The organism is Saccharothrix obliqua (genome assembly GCF_019375475.1).
GTDB lineage: Bacteria > Actinomycetota > Actinomycetes > Mycobacteriales > Pseudonocardiaceae > Actinosynnema > Actinosynnema obliqua.
Genome location: NZ_JAHXGQ010000007.1, coordinates 288,296 through 306,096 on the forward strand (window position 1 = coordinate 288,296; position 17,801 = coordinate 306,096).

Annotated in this window: 17 protein-coding genes and 1 riboswitch; of the genes, 1 reads left to right on the forward strand and 16 read right to left on the reverse strand. The window is 72.9% G+C overall.

Going from position 1 to position 17,801, the window contains the following annotated elements; translation table 11 throughout:
* Positions 1-18 precede the first annotated feature (18 nt).
* A riboswitch (SAM riboswitch) is annotated at positions 19-133 on the reverse strand.
* A gap of 113 nt (positions 134-246) precedes the next feature.
* From KZQ38_RS23170 to KZQ38_RS23180, 3 genes are all read right to left on the reverse strand, one after another.
* Positions 247-1,719, reverse strand: a complete 1,473-nt coding sequence (locus KZQ38_RS23170; RefSeq protein ID WP_372452271.1) for a potassium/proton antiporter — start codon at positions 1,717-1,719, stop codon at positions 247-249.
* Positions 1,720-1,814: 95 nt separating this feature from the next.
* Positions 1,815-2,099: a DUF167 domain-containing protein gene (locus KZQ38_RS23175; protein ID WP_219444418.1), complete on the reverse strand. Its 285-nt coding sequence runs from the start codon at positions 2,097-2,099 to the stop codon at positions 1,815-1,817.
* Positions 2,092-2,640, reverse strand: a complete 549-nt coding sequence (locus KZQ38_RS23180) for a TetR/AcrR family transcriptional regulator (RefSeq protein WP_219444420.1) — start codon at positions 2,638-2,640, stop codon at positions 2,092-2,094. The genes KZQ38_RS23175 and KZQ38_RS23180 overlap by 8 nt, the downstream gene beginning before the upstream one ends.
* 53 nt (positions 2,641-2,693) lie before the next feature.
* Here KZQ38_RS23180 and KZQ38_RS23185 point away from each other — a divergent pair, with 53 nt between their 5' ends.
* The gene (locus KZQ38_RS23185; RefSeq protein ID WP_219444422.1) at positions 2,694-3,119 is read left to right on the forward strand and encodes an SRPBCC family protein; all 426 of its coding nucleotides are present in this window, start codon (positions 2,694-2,696) and stop codon (positions 3,117-3,119) included.
* 468 nt (positions 3,120-3,587) lie between these two features.
* Here the strand turns inward: KZQ38_RS23185 and ileS are convergent, their stop codons facing one another.
* The 13 genes from ileS to ftsW form a co-directional block, all read right to left on the reverse strand.
* Complete coding sequence (gene ileS, locus KZQ38_RS23190; RefSeq protein ID WP_219444424.1) at positions 3,588-6,698, reverse strand: isoleucine--tRNA ligase; 3,111 nt, start codon at positions 6,696-6,698, stop codon at positions 3,588-3,590.
* 391 nt (positions 6,699-7,089) lie between these two features.
* On the reverse strand, positions 7,090-7,557 hold the full coding sequence (locus tag KZQ38_RS23195; protein WP_219444425.1) for a hypothetical protein: 468 nt from the start codon (positions 7,555-7,557) through the stop codon (positions 7,090-7,092).
* Positions 7,558-7,584: 27 nt separating this feature from the next.
* Positions 7,585-8,397, reverse strand: coding sequence for a DivIVA-like cell division protein Wag31 (gene wag31, locus KZQ38_RS23200; protein WP_121008364.1), 813 nt, complete (start codon positions 8,395-8,397; stop codon positions 7,585-7,587).
* A gap of 45 nt (positions 8,398-8,442) precedes the next feature.
* Positions 8,443-8,727 (reverse strand): YggT family protein, encoded by a 285-nt coding sequence (locus KZQ38_RS23205; protein ID WP_219444426.1) that lies wholly within the window; start codon positions 8,725-8,727, stop codon positions 8,443-8,445.
* Positions 8,728-8,747: 20 nt separating this feature from the next.
* Positions 8,748-9,362, reverse strand: a complete 615-nt coding sequence (locus KZQ38_RS23210) for a cell division protein SepF (protein ID WP_219444427.1) — start codon at positions 9,360-9,362, stop codon at positions 8,748-8,750.
* 70 nt (positions 9,363-9,432) lie between these two features.
* A complete protein-coding gene (locus tag KZQ38_RS23215) occupies positions 9,433-10,146 on the reverse strand; it encodes a YggS family pyridoxal phosphate-dependent enzyme (RefSeq protein WP_219444428.1) in 714 nt (237 codons plus the stop codon).
* Positions 10,143-10,847: a peptidoglycan editing factor PgeF gene (gene pgeF / locus KZQ38_RS23220; RefSeq protein ID WP_219444429.1), complete on the reverse strand. Its 705-nt coding sequence runs from the start codon at positions 10,845-10,847 to the stop codon at positions 10,143-10,145. Before pgeF ends, KZQ38_RS23215 begins: the two co-directional genes overlap by 4 nt.
* Before the next feature lie 78 nt (positions 10,848-10,925).
* Entirely contained in the window at positions 10,926-12,227 is a 1,302-nt protein-coding gene (ftsZ, locus tag KZQ38_RS23225; RefSeq protein WP_219444666.1) for a cell division protein FtsZ, read from the reverse strand.
* Between the two features lie 209 nt (positions 12,228-12,436).
* Complete coding sequence (locus KZQ38_RS23230; RefSeq protein ID WP_219444430.1) at positions 12,437-12,973, reverse strand: DinB family protein; 537 nt, start codon at positions 12,971-12,973, stop codon at positions 12,437-12,439.
* A gap of 67 nt (positions 12,974-13,040) precedes the next feature.
* Complete coding sequence (locus KZQ38_RS23235) at positions 13,041-13,769, reverse strand: cell division protein FtsQ/DivIB (RefSeq protein ID WP_219444431.1); 729 nt, start codon at positions 13,767-13,769, stop codon at positions 13,041-13,043.
* On the reverse strand, positions 13,766-15,160 hold the full coding sequence (murC, locus tag KZQ38_RS23240) for a UDP-N-acetylmuramate--L-alanine ligase (RefSeq protein WP_308258539.1): 1,395 nt from the start codon (positions 15,158-15,160) through the stop codon (positions 13,766-13,768). The genes KZQ38_RS23235 and murC overlap by 4 nt, the downstream gene beginning before the upstream one ends.
* On the reverse strand, positions 15,157-16,260 hold the full coding sequence (murG, locus tag KZQ38_RS23245) for an undecaprenyldiphospho-muramoylpentapeptide beta-N-acetylglucosaminyltransferase (protein ID WP_308258540.1): 1,104 nt from the start codon (positions 16,258-16,260) through the stop codon (positions 15,157-15,159). Before murG ends, murC begins: the two co-directional genes overlap by 4 nt.
* 28 nt (positions 16,261-16,288) lie before the next feature.
* Positions 16,289-17,728 (reverse strand): putative lipid II flippase FtsW, encoded by a 1,440-nt coding sequence (gene ftsW / locus KZQ38_RS23250; RefSeq protein ID WP_219444433.1) that lies wholly within the window; start codon positions 17,726-17,728, stop codon positions 16,289-16,291.
* Positions 17,729-17,801: the final 73 nt, after the last annotated feature.

Below are 17,801 nucleotides of genomic sequence, written 5' to 3' on the forward strand. Positions count from 1 at the left end.
CGGACCCCCTGAGGTGGACGCCCGCGCTTGCCCGACGCCCTGCGCGCCAGGCCAGGTCCTCATCGGGGGCACCCCACCGCGGTAGGAGGGTTGCCGGCCGGCTAGCCCGAGCTTCACACCGGCACTCATGACCTCGGGACCGAAGTTAGCCGACGACCGGCGGGGCAGTCGAGCCGGGTTCACATCCTGGGAGGGCGGGCCGGGTGCCGGCCCACCCCGGGGGAACGCGTCGTGGTGCGAGCGGTCTCAGGGCAGACCGGCGTCGCCCTTCCAGCGGGCGAAGCGGCCGGCGCGGTCGACGGCGCGGATGCGCTGCTCGGTGGCGGTGCGCACGGATTCGGGGCACACCACCAGGAACTGGTCCTGCTGCTGGAGCCGGGTGGTCGGCTCCGGCGCGAACGCCTGGCCCGCGCGCACCACGAGGCTGACCGTCGCGCCGGCGGGCAGGCGCAGCTCGCTCAGGTACACCGAGTGCAGCTTGGAGCCGCGGTGGATGCGCACCTGGAGCAGCTCCGCGCCCAGCTCGTCCAGCGCCGAGGAGTCGACCTGCACCTCCCGCGCCTCGCCGGTCTTCTCCAGCCGCAGCCACCGCGCGAGCCACGGCAGCGTGGTGCCCTGCACCACGGTCAGCACGACCACCAGGACGAACACCACGTCCACCAGGTGTTGCGCGTCGGGCATCCCCTGGATCAACGGGATGAGGGCGAACACGATGGGCACCGCGCCACGCAGCCCGGACCACGAGATGAACGCCTGCTCCCGCCACGGCACGCGGAACGGCAGCGCGGCGACCAGCACCGACACCGGGCGCGCCACCAGCACCAGCACCGCGCCCGCGACCAGCGCCGGCACCAGCGACTCCAGCAGCCGCCCCGGCGACGCGTAGAGGCCGAGCAGCACGAACAGCCCTATCTGCGCGACCCAGCCCAGGCCCTCGGCGAACGACAGGGTGTCCGAGCGGTGCGGCAGGCGGGCGTTGCCGAGCACCACCGCGGCCGTGTAGACGGCGAGGAAACCGGAGGCGTGCGCGAGGTCGCCCGCGGTGTAGGCGAGCAGGCAGACGGCGACCGTCGCCAGCGGGTACAGGCCGGTCGCGGGCAGCGCGGCGCGGCGCAGCGCGAAACCGCCGACCCAGCCGAGCGCGAGGCCGATCGCCGCGCCCGCCACGAGTTCGTAGCCCAGCAGCAGCGGCGCGGTCCACTTCACCGGGTCGGGCGAGGCGAGCAGCACCACGGCGATGTAGACGGGCGCGTCGTTGATGCCGGACTCCAGTTCCAGCGCGCCGGTCAGCCGCTTGCCGACGCCGACGCCGCGCAGCACGCTGAACACCGCCGCCGCGTCGGTCGACGACAGCACCGCGCCCCACAGCAGCGCCGTGCGCCAGTCCAGGTCGAGCAGGTGGTGCAGGGCGAGGCCGGTGACGCCGATGCTCACCGCGACGGCCACTGTGGACAGTGCGATGCCCAGCCCCAGCGCGGGTTTCACCGCCGTCCACCGCGTGGTCAGGCCACCCTCGGTGAGGATCAGGACCAGGGCGGCGGTGCCCAGCGAGCGGGTCAGGTCGGCGTCCTCGAACTGGATGCCGAGCACCGCTTCGCCGAGCAGCACGCCTATCCCGAGGTACAGCAGGAGTGAGGGCAGACCGAGCTTGCTCGACACCCGCACCGCGATGACCGACAACAGCAGTACCACGGCGCCGATGCCCAGAGAAGCCGTCACACCACCCACTCGACCTCCAGTTGTTCCGCCCGTTGCGCGGGCTCATTGTCCACCGGCGCCGCCGATCCGGCGGGCCGTCCACAGAGGACTGCCGATCAGGCGTCGCCGAGCAGTTCCGCCAGGCGACGCGCGGCATCGGGTGGCGCCGGGTCGAGTTCCACGACCTTGTCCCGGCCGCGTTCGCCACGCACGATGCGCACGTCCTGCGCCCGCACGCCGAACGCCGCGGCCAGCGCCTTGCGCACGGCCTCGTTCGCCTTGCCCTCCACGGCGGGCGCGGCGACCGCGACCACCAGCGCGTCACCACGCCACCGGCCGCCGACGGCGGCGTGCTTCGCGCCCGGTTTCACGCGGACGTCCAGCCGGAGGCCGTCAGCCACGCGCCGTCACCACCGCGAGCGTGTCGTCCAGCAACCCGCGCCGCCGCACGAGGTCCGGGGCGGCGGCCAGGAGCTGCGCCTGACCGAGGTAGGCGGAGTAGGCCAGCACGGCGCGGCCCCGGGCGGCGTCGTCGGGGAAGCCGATGTCGTGGAACAGGTCGGTCAGGTAGTCCACGCGGCGGTCGGTGACACGGCGCAGCACGGGCGCCACGGCGGGGTCGTCCTTGGCGGCGAGCAGTGCCAGCTCCACGGCGTTGTCGCGGCTGTCCTCCAGCGCGACGGCGAACAGCCGGCGCAGCCTGCCCAGCGGGGTCGGCTCGGCCTGGACGCGGGCTATGACGGCCTCGGTGTGCTCGCGCTCCCAGCGCTCCAGGGTCGCGGTGAGCAACGCGTCCCGGTTCGGGAAGTGCCAGTAGGCGCTGCCTTTGGTGGCCCCGATGCGGGCGGCGAGCGGTTCCACGGCGACCGCCGCCACGCCTCCTTCGACCAGTGCGCGCAGGGCGATGTCCGTCCAGTCGTCCTTGGTCCGCCGCTTCCGCACCCCCGTACGCTACCGTACGGTTCCATACGGGGGCGTATGGAAGGAGGGCGGGCATGATCCGGAACGTGCACTCGCGGGAGGTGCCCGGCGGGGGCGTCGTGGACCGCGTGGTCGAGTTGTGGCCGAGCGAGTCGTGGCCGCGGTTGCGGTTGGACCGGCCGCTCGCCGTCGGTGCGACGGGTGGCCACTCCTTCGTCCGCTACACGTGCACCGAGTACCTGCCGGGGCGGCGCGTGGAGTTCACGTTCGCGCCCGGGGTCGGGTTGGTGGGGACGCACGTGTTCGAGGCCGTGCCGGGCGGGATCCGGCACACGGTGACCGGGCGGGCCGTGGGGTGGATGCGGTTGGGGTGGCCGTTGGCCGTTCGGTGGTTGCACGACGCGCTCATCGAGGACATGTTCGACAAGGCGGCACGCACGCGCCGCGCTCATTGGTCGCCTTGGGTCCGCATACTCCGCCGGGTTCTCACCAAGGGGTGAATTCCGGGAACATTCCGAGAATTGCGGATTTGGCGCGGGGCGGGGCGTGCGAGAATGGTGATCATCGCCGGGGCGGAACACCCCGGCGATGATCCGGACCAGTACGGCGAGGGCGGTGAGGCCCTGTTCGGGGAACCACCTCCGGGCAGGGCCTCCCGCCTGGTCACGCCGGGGTCGGACGGCGAGGGCGGTTGTCCTCGACGGGACCGCACGGGGGCGTCGACCGGCGCGGTCACCCGGTGCCGGCCATTATCGATGTGGACTCGGCCATGCGCTTCATCGACGGTTCCCGGCGAGCGGTGCCGGTTCCCCGGTTCGCGTGTTGCCGGCGAGTCCGGGCATTCGGAACCGGCGGAATACCGCGCCACCGGGAAAGCAGGCGGGGCGCTGTTCTCACCGCGGGCGGAACCCGGCCCGGGGAGCAGCACCGCGGCCGGGGGTGCGGACAACCCCCGGCCGCGGTTCGGGTCAGGCTCGGGCGACCGCGACCCGCACCTTCGCGCCGTCCCCGACGGCCCCGTCCGACCCCTCGGCGACGTCCCCGTAGGACACCGCGTCGGCCAACGTCTCCGCCGCCACGAACGCCTCGAACCGGCGCACCGCCTCGGTCACCTCGCCGGCCGGCAGCCCGAGCACCAGGCTGATCCGGTCCGACACGTCCAGCCCGGCGTCCTTGCGCGCCTGCTGGACCACGCGCACCAGGTCGCGCGCCACGCCCTCGGCCGCCAGCTCCGGCGTGACCACCGTGTCCAGCACGACCAGGCCCGCGTTCCCCGGCAACGCCGCCGTCGCACCGCGGTCGGTCGCCACCAGCCGCTGCTCGTACTCCTCCGGGAACAGCTCCACGCCCGCCGCGACGACCTTCCCGTCCACCTCGGACCAGTCGCCCGCCTTGACGGCCTTGATCACCTTCTGCACCTCCGGCCCCAGGCGGGGGCCGGCGACGCGGGCGTTGACGGCCAGCTGGAAGTGGCCGTGGGCGTCCACGTCCGCGGTCAGCTCGACCGCCTTCACGTTGACCTCGTCACGCAGGATGCCGGTGAACGGCGCCAGCCGGTCCGCGTCCCGCGCCGCGATGACGAGCTTCGCCAGCGGCAGGCGGACGCGGAGCTTGTTGGCCTTCCGCAGGGACAGCGCGGTGGACGCCACCTGCCGCACCTGGTCCATCGCCGCCACGAGGGCGTCGTCGGCGGGCAGGTCGGCGGCCGACGGCCAGTCGGTCAGGTGCACCGAGCGGCCACCGGTCAGGCCGCGCCACACGACCTCGGCGGTGAGCGGCAGCAGGGGCGCGGTCACCCGGCTCACCACCTCCAGCACGGTGTGCAGGGTGTCGACCGCGTCCTGGTCGCCCGCCCAGAACCGGTCGCGGGACCGGCGGACGTACCAGTTGGTCAGCACCTCCAGGAACTCCCGGACGGAGGCGCACGCGCCGGAGATGTCGTAGGTGTCGAGCTGCGCCGTCACCTGCGCCACCAGGTCGTGCGTCTTCGCCAGCGCGTACCGGTCGAGCACGTGCGACGAGTCGGTCCGCCAACGGCCCTCGACGCCCTCCGCGTTGGCGTACAGCGCGAGGAAGTACCACGAGTTCCACAGCGGCAGGACGGCCTGGCGCACCGCGTCCCGGATGCCCCGCTCGGTGACGACCAGGTCGCCGCCGCGCAGGATCGGGGACGCCATGAGGAACCACCGCATGGCGTCCGAGCCGTCGCGGTCGAAGACCTCGTTGACGTCCGGGTAGTTCTTCAGCGACTTGGACATCTTCTGCCCGTCGTCGCCCAGCACGATGCCGTGCGCCACGCAGTTGGTGAACGCGGGCCGGTCGAACAACGCCGTCGCCAGCACGTGCATGGTGTAGAACCAGCCGCGCGTCTGGCCGTTGTACTCCACGATGAAGTCGCCCGGGTAGTGGTTCTCGAACCACTCCTGGTTCTCGAACGGGTAGTGCACCTGGGCGAACGACATGGAGCCCGACTCGAACCAGCAGTCCAGCACCTCGGGCACGCGGCGCATGGTGGACCGCCCGGTCGGGTCGTCCGGGTTGGGCCGGGTGAGCAGGTCGATCGCGGGCCGGTGCAGGTCGGTCGGCCGCACGCCGAAGTCGCGCTCCAGCTCGTCCAGCGACCCGTACACGTCGACCCGCGGGTGCTCCGGGTCGTCGGACACCCACACCGGGATCGGCGAACCCCAGAACCGGTTGCGGGAGATGTTCCAGTCGCGCGCGTTCTCCAGCCACTTGCCGAACTGGCCGTCCCGGATGTGCTCGGGCACCCAGTTGATCTGCTGGTTCAGCTGGACCATGCGGTCCTTGAACTTGGTGACCGCCACGAACCACGACGACACGGCCCGCTGGATGAGCGGGTTGTCGCAACGCCAGCAGTGCGGGTACGGGTGGTCGTAGGTCTCGTGGCGCAGCAGCAGGCCGGCCTGCTTCAGGTCGGCGATGATCGCCTTGTTCGCCTCGAAGACGTGCTGCCCCTCGTACGGCGGGACCTCGGCGGTGAACCGGCCGTGCGGGTCGACCGGCACGACGACCTCGATGCCGGCCGCGTCCGTGACGACCTTGTCCTCCTCACCGAACGCGGGTGCGATGTGGACGATGCCGGTGCCGTCCTCGGTGGTCACGTAGTCCGCGGCGAGCACCTGGTGGGCGTTCTCGCGGCCGACGAAGAAGGGGAACGGCGGCGTGTAGCGGCGGCCGACCAGGTCCGCGCCCCGCACCCGCGCCACCACCGGCGGCTCCTCGCCCAGCTCGCGGGCGTACGCGGCGACCCGCGCCTCGGCGAGCAGGTAGCGCTCGCCGTTGGCCTCCACCGTCACGTAGTCCACGTCCGGGTGCACGGCGGCGGCCAGGTTGGACGGCAGCGTCCACGGCGTGGTCGTCCACACCAGGGCCAGCTCGCCGGTCTCCAGCCGCAGGCCGACGGTCACCGCCGGGTCCTGCCGGTCCCGGTAGGTGTCGTCCATCTTGGTCTCGGTGTTGGACAGCGGCGTCTCGCAGCGCCAGCAGTACCAGAGCACCCGGAAGCCCTCGTAGACCAGGCCCTTGTCCCACAAGGACTTGAAGGCCCACATGACCGATTCCATGTAGTCCAGGTCGAGGGTCTTGTAGTCGTTGTCGAAGTCCACCCAGCGGGCCTGGCGGGTCACGTAGTCACGCCACTGCCCGGTGTACCGGAGCACGGAGGTCCGGCACACCTCGTTGAACTTCTCGATGCCGAACGCCTCGATCTCGGACTTCGAGGAGAACCCGAGCTGCTTCTCCGCCTCGACCTCGGCGGGCAGGCCGTGGGTGTCCCAGCCGAACCGGCGCTCGACGTGCTTGCCGCGCATCGTCTGGTAGCGCGGGACGACGTCCTTGACGTAGCCGGTCAGCAGGTGCCCGTAGTGCGGGAGCCCGTTGGCGAACGGCGGGCCGTCGTAGAACACGAACTCGTTGGCGCCCTTGTCCCCCGCCGGGCGGGCGGCGATCGAGTCCTGGAACGTCCGGTCGGACTGCCAGAAGTCGAGGACGTCCTGCTCCAGGGCGGGGAAAGACGGCTGGGAGGGCACCGGACCCTCGCCTGCCTTCGGGTAGGCCATCGTGCTGCTCCTCGCGTGCTGCGTCATCCGGCACGCGGGGACGACGCGCCTGGTCCGGCGCACCGCGGTACCACCCCGCTTGCCGACGCGCGCACGCGTGCGACGGCCTCTCGTTGACGGCTGTGACGGGCCGCACCCGGCCGGTTCTACTGGGGCTCGCGCCCGTTCTTCCGGCGGCTCCCCGGTGATGGCCGGATCAACACCTCTGCCGTCAAGCGTAGCCGGTGGGCGCAAACCGGTTGCGGACGCTTCGGATCCGGCGGTTGCGAGGGGTTGCCGCGGGGGAACGTGCGTTCCCGGTCGGTGGCCGCGACGGGTACTGGGCGACGCCCCGCGCAGGAGACGGCTCACCGGGCTGGATCTGGAGGTCGAGCCGCGTGCGCCTGAGCCGCTAGGCGCGGTGCCGCGCCGCCAGCGTCGAATCGGGGCGGCACGCGGCGCACGGCGTGAAACCGAGTTGGCGGGCCTCCCCCACCGGCAGGGCCAGGGACGGGCGGTCCGCCAACCACGTGCACCCGGTCAGGTGGTACCTCGGCCGCTCGTCCAGGACGCGGACCTCGTCGGGCAGGTCCGCCACGGCCAGCAGGTCGACGGCGTCGGTGTCCTCCTCCGCCGGCTCGCCGGTCCGATCGGGTGAAACGGCCACGCCCCTCGTCCCGTTCGGGTGATCACCGGCGCTAATCTGGTGATCAACACCGGCCGATCGCCGCCTCCGCAGCGCCCAGTCCCAGAACAGGACCAGGGCCGCCGCGGCGCTCGCACCCGCGGAGCCCCACGCCCAGGAGTTCTGGGCGGTGGTCAACGCGGGCACGAGCAGCCCCACGGCGGCCAGGACCAGCAGCGCGACGAGGTACAGCACGTGCGCAGACTAGATCAGCACGACCCGTCAGCCGGCTTCGGCGCGTGCTCCGAACGAGTAGCCCTGCTGGCGGCCGTCGGACGGCGCGGCCGGGCCGCGGTCCTGGAGGTCGCGCAACGAGGACTCCAGCATGGTCTTGAGCCGGGTCCGGTACTCGCGCTCGAACGTCTGGAGCTTGTCGATCTGCTTCTCCAGCGTGTTCTTCTCCTGGGTGATGTTGCCCATCACCTCGGCGTGCTTGCGCTGCGCGTCGCGGTCGAGCGCGCTGGCCTTCTCCCGCGCCTGCCGCTCCAGCGTGTCGGCACGCGTCCGCGCGTCGTTGAGCATGGTCTCGGCGCGGGTGCGCGCCTCGTTGACCATGGTGTCCGCCTTGGCGCGGGCCTCGGACAGCAGCTGCTCGGACTTGGTCCGGGCCTCCGAGAGCATCCCGTCGGCCTCGGCCTTGGCCTCACCGGTGAGCCGGTCGGCCATCTCCTGGGCGAGACCGAGCACCTTGGCCGCCTGCACGTGGTGGTCGCCACCACCGCCGGGCGAGGTCTGCTCCAGGGCGGAGGGAGGGGGCACGGGCGCGAGCCGGCGCGGCTCGTCGACGACGCGGCTGGGACCGACGCCGGCGGCGACCTTGGCCCGGGCGTCCTCGAGGTCGGCACGCGCGGTCTCGACCTGCTGGTCGAGCTGCTCGACCTGCTGGCGCAGGTCGTTGTTCTCCTCGATCAGCCGGGCCAGTTCGCCCTCAACCAGGTCGAGGAACGCGTCCACCTCGTCCTCGTTGTAGCCCCGCTTGCCAATCGGCGGCTTGCTGAACGCGACGTTGTGCACGTCCGCGGGGGTCAACGGCATCAGATCACCTCACGCACTCCTGGGCTGTGGACATCCCTGGTCCCCTCACCTGGGATCGGCTACTCGCATCAGAATGATAACGACCAGCAACAGCACAATAATGGACAAGTCCAGCCCGACGCCCCCGATCCGCACCGTCGGGATGAGCCGGCGCAGCAGGCGGACCGGGGGATCGGTCACCGTGTAGACGGTCTCCAGGGCCACCGCGACGCCGCCCGCCGGGCGCCACTCCCTGGCAAAAGTCCTGACCAGCTCCACGACGACGCGCGCCGTGAGGAACAGCCAGAACGCGAACAGCACGTAGTAGACGACCAGCGCGAGAGCGAACACACCGTCAACTGTGCCATCACTCACCCGTGGTTGAGGAACCCGCCCTCCGCGAGTCGCCGACGATCCTCCGCCGTCACGTCGATGTTCGGCGGTGAGAGCAGGAACACCTTGTTGGTGACCTTGTCGATGGACCCCCGCAGGGCGAACGCCAGGCCCGCCGCGAAGTCGACCAGGCGCTTGGCGTCCGCGTCGTCCATGTCGGTGAGGTTCATGATCACCGGGGTGCCGTCGCGGTAGTGCTCGCCGATGGTGCGCGCCTCGTTGTAGCTGCGCGGGTTGAGGGTCGTGATGCGACCCAGCGGCTGCCGGGCGGGCTCGGCCGCCGCGCGGGGCCGGGCGACCGGCTCCCGGGTCGGCTCCACGGCCAGCGCGCCCTGCGTGGGCTCGGCGTTCCACGACCGCCTCGGTGTCCGGGCGCGCTCCGGCTCGTACTCCTCGGCCTCGTCCAGCTCGGCGCGGTAACGCCCGGCCGGGCGGCGGGCGGCGCGCTCGGGGTAGGTCTCGTACTCGTCGGAGTCGGCGTACTCCGGCCGCTCGTAGTAGCGGCCGGGGCGGTCGTGGTCGTAGTCGGGGTCGTCGGCGTACTCGGCGGGAACCATCCCGAAGTAGGCCTTCAGCTTGTGAAACCCGCTCATGGTCGAGCCCTCTCTCCGCCGATCTCCCTACCCGCAAGGACGTCGCGGTCGCCCCAGAGGTTCCGGACAGTTACGGCGAGGCTAGTCTCCGGCTGCCCAGCAACGCTGTTCCGACACGCACGCACGTCGATCCGCGCGTGATCGCATCTTCCAGGTCGCCGGACATCCCCGCCGAGGTCACGGTGGCAGTGGGATGATCGACGCGCAAGCGGGTTACCGCACTGTCAAGAGCGTCAAACGCCTGCGCCGGAGACATTCCGAGGGGTGCGACGGTCATCACACCGCACAGCCGAAGTTCACCCTTCCCGGCGATGTGATCGGCCAACCGAGGCAGGTCCCCGATCGGGTGGCCACCGCGGTGCGGGTCCCCGTCGATGCTGACCTGGATCAGCACGTCCAGCGGCTCGGCCGTCCCCCGCGCCGCCGCCGCCCTGGCGAGGGCGTCCGCGAGCCGCTCGGAGTCCACCGAGTCGACCTGGTCGGCCCACCGCACGACGGACCTGGCCTTGTTGCGCTGGAGGCTGCCGACCATGTGCCAGCGGGCGGGCGCGCCGGGGCGCAGCTCCGCGAACCCGGCCGCCTTGGGCCCGGCCTCCTGGTCGCGGTTCTCGGCGAACTCGGTCAGCCCCAGGTCGGACAGCAGCGCCACGTCCTCCGCCGGGAACGTCTTGGTCACCGCGAGCAGGGTCACCTCGTCGACCGACCGGCCGGCGGCGGCGCAGGCACGCGTGATCCGCTCACGCACCTCGGCCAGGTTGGCGGCCAGCTCGTCGCGGCGGTTCACGCGTCGATCCAGACGACTCCGGCGATCCGGCCCGTGCCGGGGTCGCGGCGGTGGCTGAACAGCTCCCGGTCCTCGGCGGTGCAGCGCGGGTCGACGCCGACGCGGCCGACGCCCGCGTCGGCGAGCTGCTGCCAGAGCCCGGCACGCAGGTCCAGCGCGGGTTTGCCGGACCGGGTCTTCGAGGCGCTGCCCGGCAGGTGCTTCTCCACGTCGTCACGCATCGCCGCGGGCACCTCGTAGCACTGGCCGCACACGGCGGGCCCGAGCAGCACCTCCACGCGCGACAGTTCCGCGCCCTGCGCGCGCATGGCGTCCAGGGCGGCGGGCAGCACGCCGACGCGCGCGCCGACGCGCCCGGCGTGGACGGCGGCGATCACGCCCGCCTCCGGGTCGCCCATCAGCACGGGCACGCAGTCGGCGGTGAGCACGACGAGGGCCAGCCGCCCGGTCGTGGTGACCACGGCGTCGGTGGCCTCCAGGGGGCCGGCCTGCGGGCCGGTCACCACGCGCGCGGTGCGGCCGTGCACCTGCTCCATCCAGACCAGGCGGTCCGGGGTGAGGCCGATGCCCTCGGCGAGCCGGCGCCGGTTCGCGGCCACGGCCGCCGGGTCGTCCCCGACGTGGTCGGCGAGGTTGAAGGACTCGTAGGGAGGCTGGGACACCCCGCCCTGACGGGTGGTCACGACTCGACGGATGCGCACGTGGACAGCCTGCCATGCGCGTCGGGGCCGCCCTCCGACGCGTCGGCGGGCGGCCCCGGGGCACGCGTTGTCGGGTGATCAGCGCCGCATGAACGGCGGCACGTCCACCTCGTCGTCCGGGTCGTCGGTGACCGGCACGGCCCGACCGGGCAGCGTCCCGCTCTGGGACAGCGGCCGGTGGATCGTCGGCGGCTGCGGCGCCTGGTAGGTGGGCTGCGGCAGCACGGCGTTCGTCGGCACGGCCTGCACCGGCTGCACCGGCTGCGGCGGCACGGGCCGCTCGACCGGCTGCTGCTGCTGGTGCTCCACCACGGGTGGCGGGGGCACCGGTGGCGGCACCGGCTGCGGCGCGGGCTGGCGCGGCGCGGCGTCGACCGCGGCCTGCCGCGTCGGACCGGCCAGGGCCTGCGGCTCCAGCTTCTTGTGGGTCGGTCCGCCGCTGTCGAAGCCGGCGGCGATCACGGTCACCCGCACCTCGTCGCCGAGCGAGTCGTCGATCACCGTGCCGAAGATGATGTTGGCGTCGGGGTGCGCGGCCTCCTGGACCAGCGACGCGGACTCGTTGATCTCGAACAGGCCCAGGTCGGAGCCGCCCGCGATGGACAGCAGCACGCCGTGCGCGCCCTCCATGGAGGCTTCCAGCAGGGGCGAGTTGATCGCCTTCTGCGCGGCCTGCACGGCCCGGCCCTCCCCGCGCGCCGAGCCGATGCCCATCAACGCGGAGCCCGCGCCGGACATGACGGACTTGACGTCGGCGAAGTCCAGGTTGATCAGACCGGGCGTGGTGATCAGGTCGGTGATGCCCTGGACACCGGACAGCAGCACCTCGTCCGCGGAGCGGAACGCGTCCATCAGCGAGACGCCGATGTCGCCGAGCTGGAGCAGCCGGTCGTTCGGGATGACGATCAGCGTGTCGCACTCGTTGCGCAGCGCCTGGATGCCCTCCTCGGCCTGCTTGGCGCGGCGCTTGCCCTCGAACGAGAACGGCCGCGTCACGACGCCGATGGTGAGCGCGCCGAGCTTGCGGGCGATGGACGCGACGACCGGCGCGCCGCCGGTGCCCGTGCCGCCGCCCTCACCCGCGGTCACGAACACCATGTCCGCGCCCTTGAGGACCTCTTCGATCTCCTCGCGGTGGTCCTCGGCGGCCTTGTGGCCGACCTCGGGGTTGGCGCCGGCGCCGAGGCCGCGGGTCAGCTCCCGGCCGATGTCGAGCTTCACGTCCGCGTCGGACATCAGCAGCGCCTGGGCGTCGGTGTTCACCGCGATGAACTCGACGCCCTTGAGCCCGACCTCGATCATCCGGTTCACGGCGTTCACGCCGCCGCCGCCGATGCCGACGACCTTTATCACCGCGAGGTAGTTGTGCGGGGGCGTCATCGGATCCGCCTTCCTGATCGTGTCCGTGCTCATGTGCTGGAGTGGATGACCACCGGTGTCACACCCGGACGGATCTCCACCCGGATTGAAACTCTCAACCAGAGGTTCAGAGTTAAGTCAACCCCGTATGTTCCTGCTGGACGTTATGCACCTGGAATGCCTCGGTCCAGCAGCCACGCCGTGTTGTGTCCTGACCGGGTGAGCCGGTGCTACTCGCCGGTCACGCCGTCGAGCAGCTCGCGCACCACGTCCAGGTGCCCCGCGTGCCGACCCGTCTCCTCGATCATGTGGATCAGCACCCAGCGCGCGGAAAGCCTCCGGTCGCCCCGGAACGGCACCTCGTGGTCGAGGTCCAGCCCCGCGACGACGTCGCGACTCACCGCGCACTGGGAAGCGTAGTCGGCCACGAGACCCGAGATCGTCTCCCCCGGCAGGATCCGCCAATCGCCGTCCGGGTCCTCCCGCGAGTACGGGGCCTCGTCGGGGTGGCCGAGCAGGGCCACGCGGAACCAGTAGTTCTCCACCCAGCGCAGGTGCTTGACCACACCGGCGGCGGTGGTGAGGGGTGACGGCAGCACGGGGCGGTGGGCGTCCTCGTCGGACAGCCCGGCCACCTTCAGCTCCACCGTTCCCCGCAGGTAATCGAGGAATGCGCACAGCAGCGTGCGCTCGTCGCCGCGGAACGGCACCTCCACCCGGTCCTCGGGCGAGGTGACGATCGTCGGCGTGGTTCCGGGGCTCGTCATGGCGCGCAGTATCGCCGCCGCGCGCCGCCCGGCGCACCGGGTTTCCGGTGGCCCGGGGTGGCGGATATCACTCCCCGGAAACGGTCGGCAACTCCGGGCTGGACACGTCGAACACCGTGCCGTCGCGGGTCATCAACACCTGGACGACGGCCGCCTTGCGACGCGTGTCGGCGTACGAGCCCCAACGGATCTCGCGGCCCGCCGTCAGGTGCAGCTTGATGTCGGCGCCCGTGGTGGCCGTGACGAGCAGCACCTCCCGCCGCAGCTCCTCGGGCAGGCCGTTGAGCACGCCGACGGCGTCCGGCGTGCCCGCGGGCGCGGCCTTCAGCTCCGGCAGGCCGGCGGGCGGCTGCGCGACGGTGGCGTAGTCGCGGCCGGTGGCGTCCACCAGGTGCGCGCCGTCGGCGGCCTTCACCACGGCCACCGGGTCGCGCTCGTCCACGACCAGCACCACCGTGCCGGGCAGCTCCCGCTCCACGTGGACGCTCGCGACCCGCGACAGCTCGCGGACCCGCGCGGCGACCGCGTCGACGTCCAGCCGCACCAGCGGCGTGCCCTCCTCGACGGCGGCGACCTCGCGCACCCGCTCGGCGCTCAGCTCGACCACGCCGCGCACCTCGACCTCCCGCACGCCGAACAGCGGCGTGAACCACACCGCGCACACCACGACCGTCACCACGAGCAGCACGAGGACCGTCACCACGCGGCGGCGGACGGCCTTGCGGCGGGCGGGCGCGCGCCGGGACGGTGGCCGCTGCGCGCGCGGCGGGCGGCGGCGCGCCGTCCTGGTGCTCATGCCCGGTCCAGCTCCCCGATGATCTCCGGGCCGAGCAGCGTCACGTCGCCCGCGCCCATGGTCACCACCACGTCGCCCTCGCCGACCAGACCCGCGACCAGCGCGGGCACCCGGTCGAACGACGGCTCGTGGTGCACGCGCGCCGGGTCCAGCGGCACCTTGCCCGCGACCAGCGCGCCGGTCACGCCCGGCTCCGGCTCCTCGCGCGCGCCGTACACGTCGAGCACCACGACCTCGTCCGCGAGGCCCAGGGCCGCGCCGAACTCGTCGGCGAACAACCGGGTCCGCGAGTACAGGTGCGGCTGGAACACCACCAGCAGCCTGCCGCCGCCCGCGACCGGCCGGGCGGCGGTGAGCTGCGCGGCCACCTCGGTCGGGTGGTGGGCGTAGTCGTCGTACACCCGCACGCCGCCCGCGCGGCCCTTGAACTCGAACCGCCGGCGCACCCCGCCGAACGCGGCCAGGCCCTCCAGCACGAGGTCGCGGGGCGCGCCCAGCTCCAGCGCCGCCACCAGCGCGGCGATCGCGTTGCCCGCCATGTGCTCGCCGGGCACCGCGACCCGGACCTCCACGGCCTCCCCGTCGAGGTCGACCGCGGCGAGCCCGCCGCCGTCGGCGGGCCGGTAGTCGACCAGCCGCGCCGCGCCGGGCCCGGTGGCGGTGCGGCCGTAGCGGCGGACCCGGATGCCACGTGCCCCCGCGCGTTCCGCGAGGGCCGCCGCGCCCGGGTCGTCCGCGCACGCCACCAGCACGCCGCCGGCCTCGATGCGCTCCAGGAACGCGTCGAACACCGCCACGTACGCCTCGACCGTGCCGTGGTGGTCGAGGTGGTCGGCCTCGACGTTGGTCACCACCGCCACGGACGGCGCGAAGTGCAGGAAGGAGCCGTCGCTCTCGTCGGCCTCGGCGACGAACACGCCGCCCGCGCCCTGGTGGGCGTTCGCGCCGGACTCGTTGAGGTCGCCGCCGATCGCGAACGACGGGTCGAGCCGGCAGTGCTGCAACGCGACGGTGAGCATGGACGTGGTGGACGTCTTGCCGTGCGTGCCGGCGACGCAGGCCACCCGGTGGCCCTCCATCAACGCCGCCAGCGCCTCGGCGCGCCGCAGCACGACCAGGCCGCGGGCGCGGGCGCCGACCAGCTCCGGGTTGTCCTCGCGGATCGCGGTGGACACCACGACCGCGGTGGGACCGCCGGCGAGCTGGTCGAGGTTCGCGTCGTCGTGGCCGACGGCGACCGCCGCGCCCTGCGCGCGCAGCGCGAGGACGGTCCGCGAGTCCTTGGCGTCGGAGCCGGACACCTGCGCGCCGCGGGCCAGCAGGATGCGCGCGATCCCGCTCATGCCCGCGCCGCCGATGCCGACCAGGTGCACCCGGTCCAGCGTGCTCACTTCGCGATCACATCCAGCACGATGCGGGCCAGCACCTCGTCCGCCTCGCGGCGGCCGGTGCCCAGCGTCGCGGCGCTCATCGCGGCCAGCCGGGCGCGGTCGGCGACCAGCGGCACCGCGTTGGCGGCGACCCACTCGGGGGTCAGCTGCTCGTCGGGCACCAGCACGCCACCGCCCGCCTGCACCACGGGGCCCGCGTTGAGCGCCTGCTCGCCGTTGCCGTGCGGCAGCGGCACGAAGATCGCGGGCAGGCCGACCGCCGACACCTCGGCGACGGTCATCGCGCCCGACCGGCACAGCACCGCGTCGGCGGCGGCGTACGCGAGGTCCATCCGCTCCAGGTACGGCACCGGGACGTAGGCCGGCGCGCCCGGCACGGTTTGCACCGCCACGGTGTTCTTCGGGCCGTGGGCGTGCAGCACGCCGACACCGGCGCGGGCGAACGCCGACGCCGCGCCGGACACCGCGTTGTTGATCGAGCGCGCGCCCTGCGAGCCGCCGAACACCAGCAGCGCGGGCGCGGTCGGGTGCAGCCCGAAGTGGGCGCGGGCCTGCGCGCGCAGCGCGGCCCGGTCCAGCCCGGTGATGGAGGTGCGCAGCGGGATGCCGATCACCTCGGCGTCGTTGAGGCCGGAGTCGGGTACGGCGGCGGCGACGCGGGCCGCGAACTTCGCGCCGACCTTGTTCGCCAGCCCGGCTTTCGCGTTGGCCTCGTGCACCACGATCGGCAGCCGGCCGCGGGCGGCGAGGTAGGCGGGCAGCGACACGTAGCCGCCGAACCCGACGACCACGTCCGCGCGGACCCGGTCCAGCACGTCGCGGGTGCGCTTGACCGAGTCGCGGACCCGCAGCGGGAGCTTGAGCAGGTCCGGGGACGGCTTGCGGGGCATCGGCACCGGCGGGATCAGCTCCAGCGGGTAGCCGCGCGCGGGCACCAGCCTGCTCTCCAAACCGCGTTCGGTGCCCAGCGCGACCACGCGCGCGTCGGGCCGCAGCCGCATGACGGCGTCGGCCAGGGCCAGGGCGGGCTCGATGTGCCCGGCGGTGCCGCCTCCGGCGACCACCACGCACGGTCCGACCTGCTGGGGAACCCCGGTCACGCACTTCCTCCTTGTTCGGTGAAAACGGCTATCGCCCGTCGCGCCGACGGGACCGGTCCTGGTTCGCGCGGCGCGAGTCGCGCCGACGGTACTCCGACGGCGGAGCGTGCCTGCCGGCCATCCTCCGCTCGTCCACGGGCGGCGGTGCGGCCTTGCGACCGCGCGGCGGCGTCGACGGGCGGACCGGCTTGCGCTTGGGCGGCGGCTTGTACGCCTCGGGCGCGGGCAGCTTCAGCACGCCGCCGACGCGGCCGGGTCCGAGCTTGCGCAACGCCGACACGGCGGCCGGCTCGTGCCGGGCGCAGCTCGCGAGGATGCCGAACACCACCATGGTGGTGACGATCGACGTGCCGCCGGAGGAGATCATCGGCAGCGTGATGCCGGTGACCGGCAGCAGCTGCACCACGTACCCGATGTTGATCGCGGCCTGCGCCACCAGCCACACGGTGAGCGTCGCGGACACCATCCGGATCCACGGGTCGGTGTTGCGCGCCGCGATCCGCAGGCCGACGACGGCGAGCAGGCCGAACAGCCCGAGCACCAGCAGGCACCCGATGAAGCCGAGTTCCTCGCCGATGACGGCGAAGATGAAGTCGCTGTGCACGTTCGGCAGGTACCGCCACTTGGAGCTGCCGTTGGTGAGGCCCTTGCCGAAGAAGCCGCCCTCGGCGAGCGCGAACAACGCCTGCCGCGCCTGGAGCCCCGCGCCGAGCGGGTCCTTGTCCGGGTCGAGGTAGGTCAGCACGCGCTGGAGCCGGTAGGTCGCGCCGATGGCCAGCACCACCGCGCCGGACACCGCGGCGACGGCGATCACGCCGAACAACCGCATCGGCGCGCCCACGAACCACAGCAGGCTGACCAGCACCACGCCGAGCGTGATGGTGCCGCCGAGGTCGGGCTGGAGCATGACGAGCGCGAACACCACCAGGGCGACCGGCACCACCGGCACCAGCAGGTGGCGGTACTGGTTGAGCAGCGCCCGCTTGGTGACCAGGACGTGCGCGCCCCACAGCGCCAGCGCCAGCTTCGCCGCCTCGATCGGCTGGAACGACACGGGTCCGACCGTGAACCACGACTGCGCGCCGCCCGCGACCGTCCCCAGTGGAGTGAGGACCAGGACGAGCAGCACCACGCAGGCGAGCATCGCCATCGTGCTGCCGTGCCGGATGCGGCGCAGCGGTATTCGCAGCACCACCAGGAAGAGCACCGCGCCGACCACCACGTACAGGAACTGCTTCTGGAACACGCTGTAGGCCGACGCGCCCACGGCGACCTCGCCGGGCGCGGACGCCGACAGCACCATGATCAGCCCGATGGCGGTCAGCAGGCCGAAGACGGCGAGCAGCAGGTGGAAGTCGGCGAGCGGTCGGCTGAGCCACGCGGTGAGCGCGCTGCGGACCGCGACACCCCGCCCGGCGCGCCTGCCGCGCGCGGGCCGTTCCACGATCGCCCTGTCCACCGCTGTCATGGGTGCATCGTCTCCCGGCCGGGTCGGGGAAAGGCGACAATCCGCCGCGTGTCGCGCGGACGCGGCGACGGAT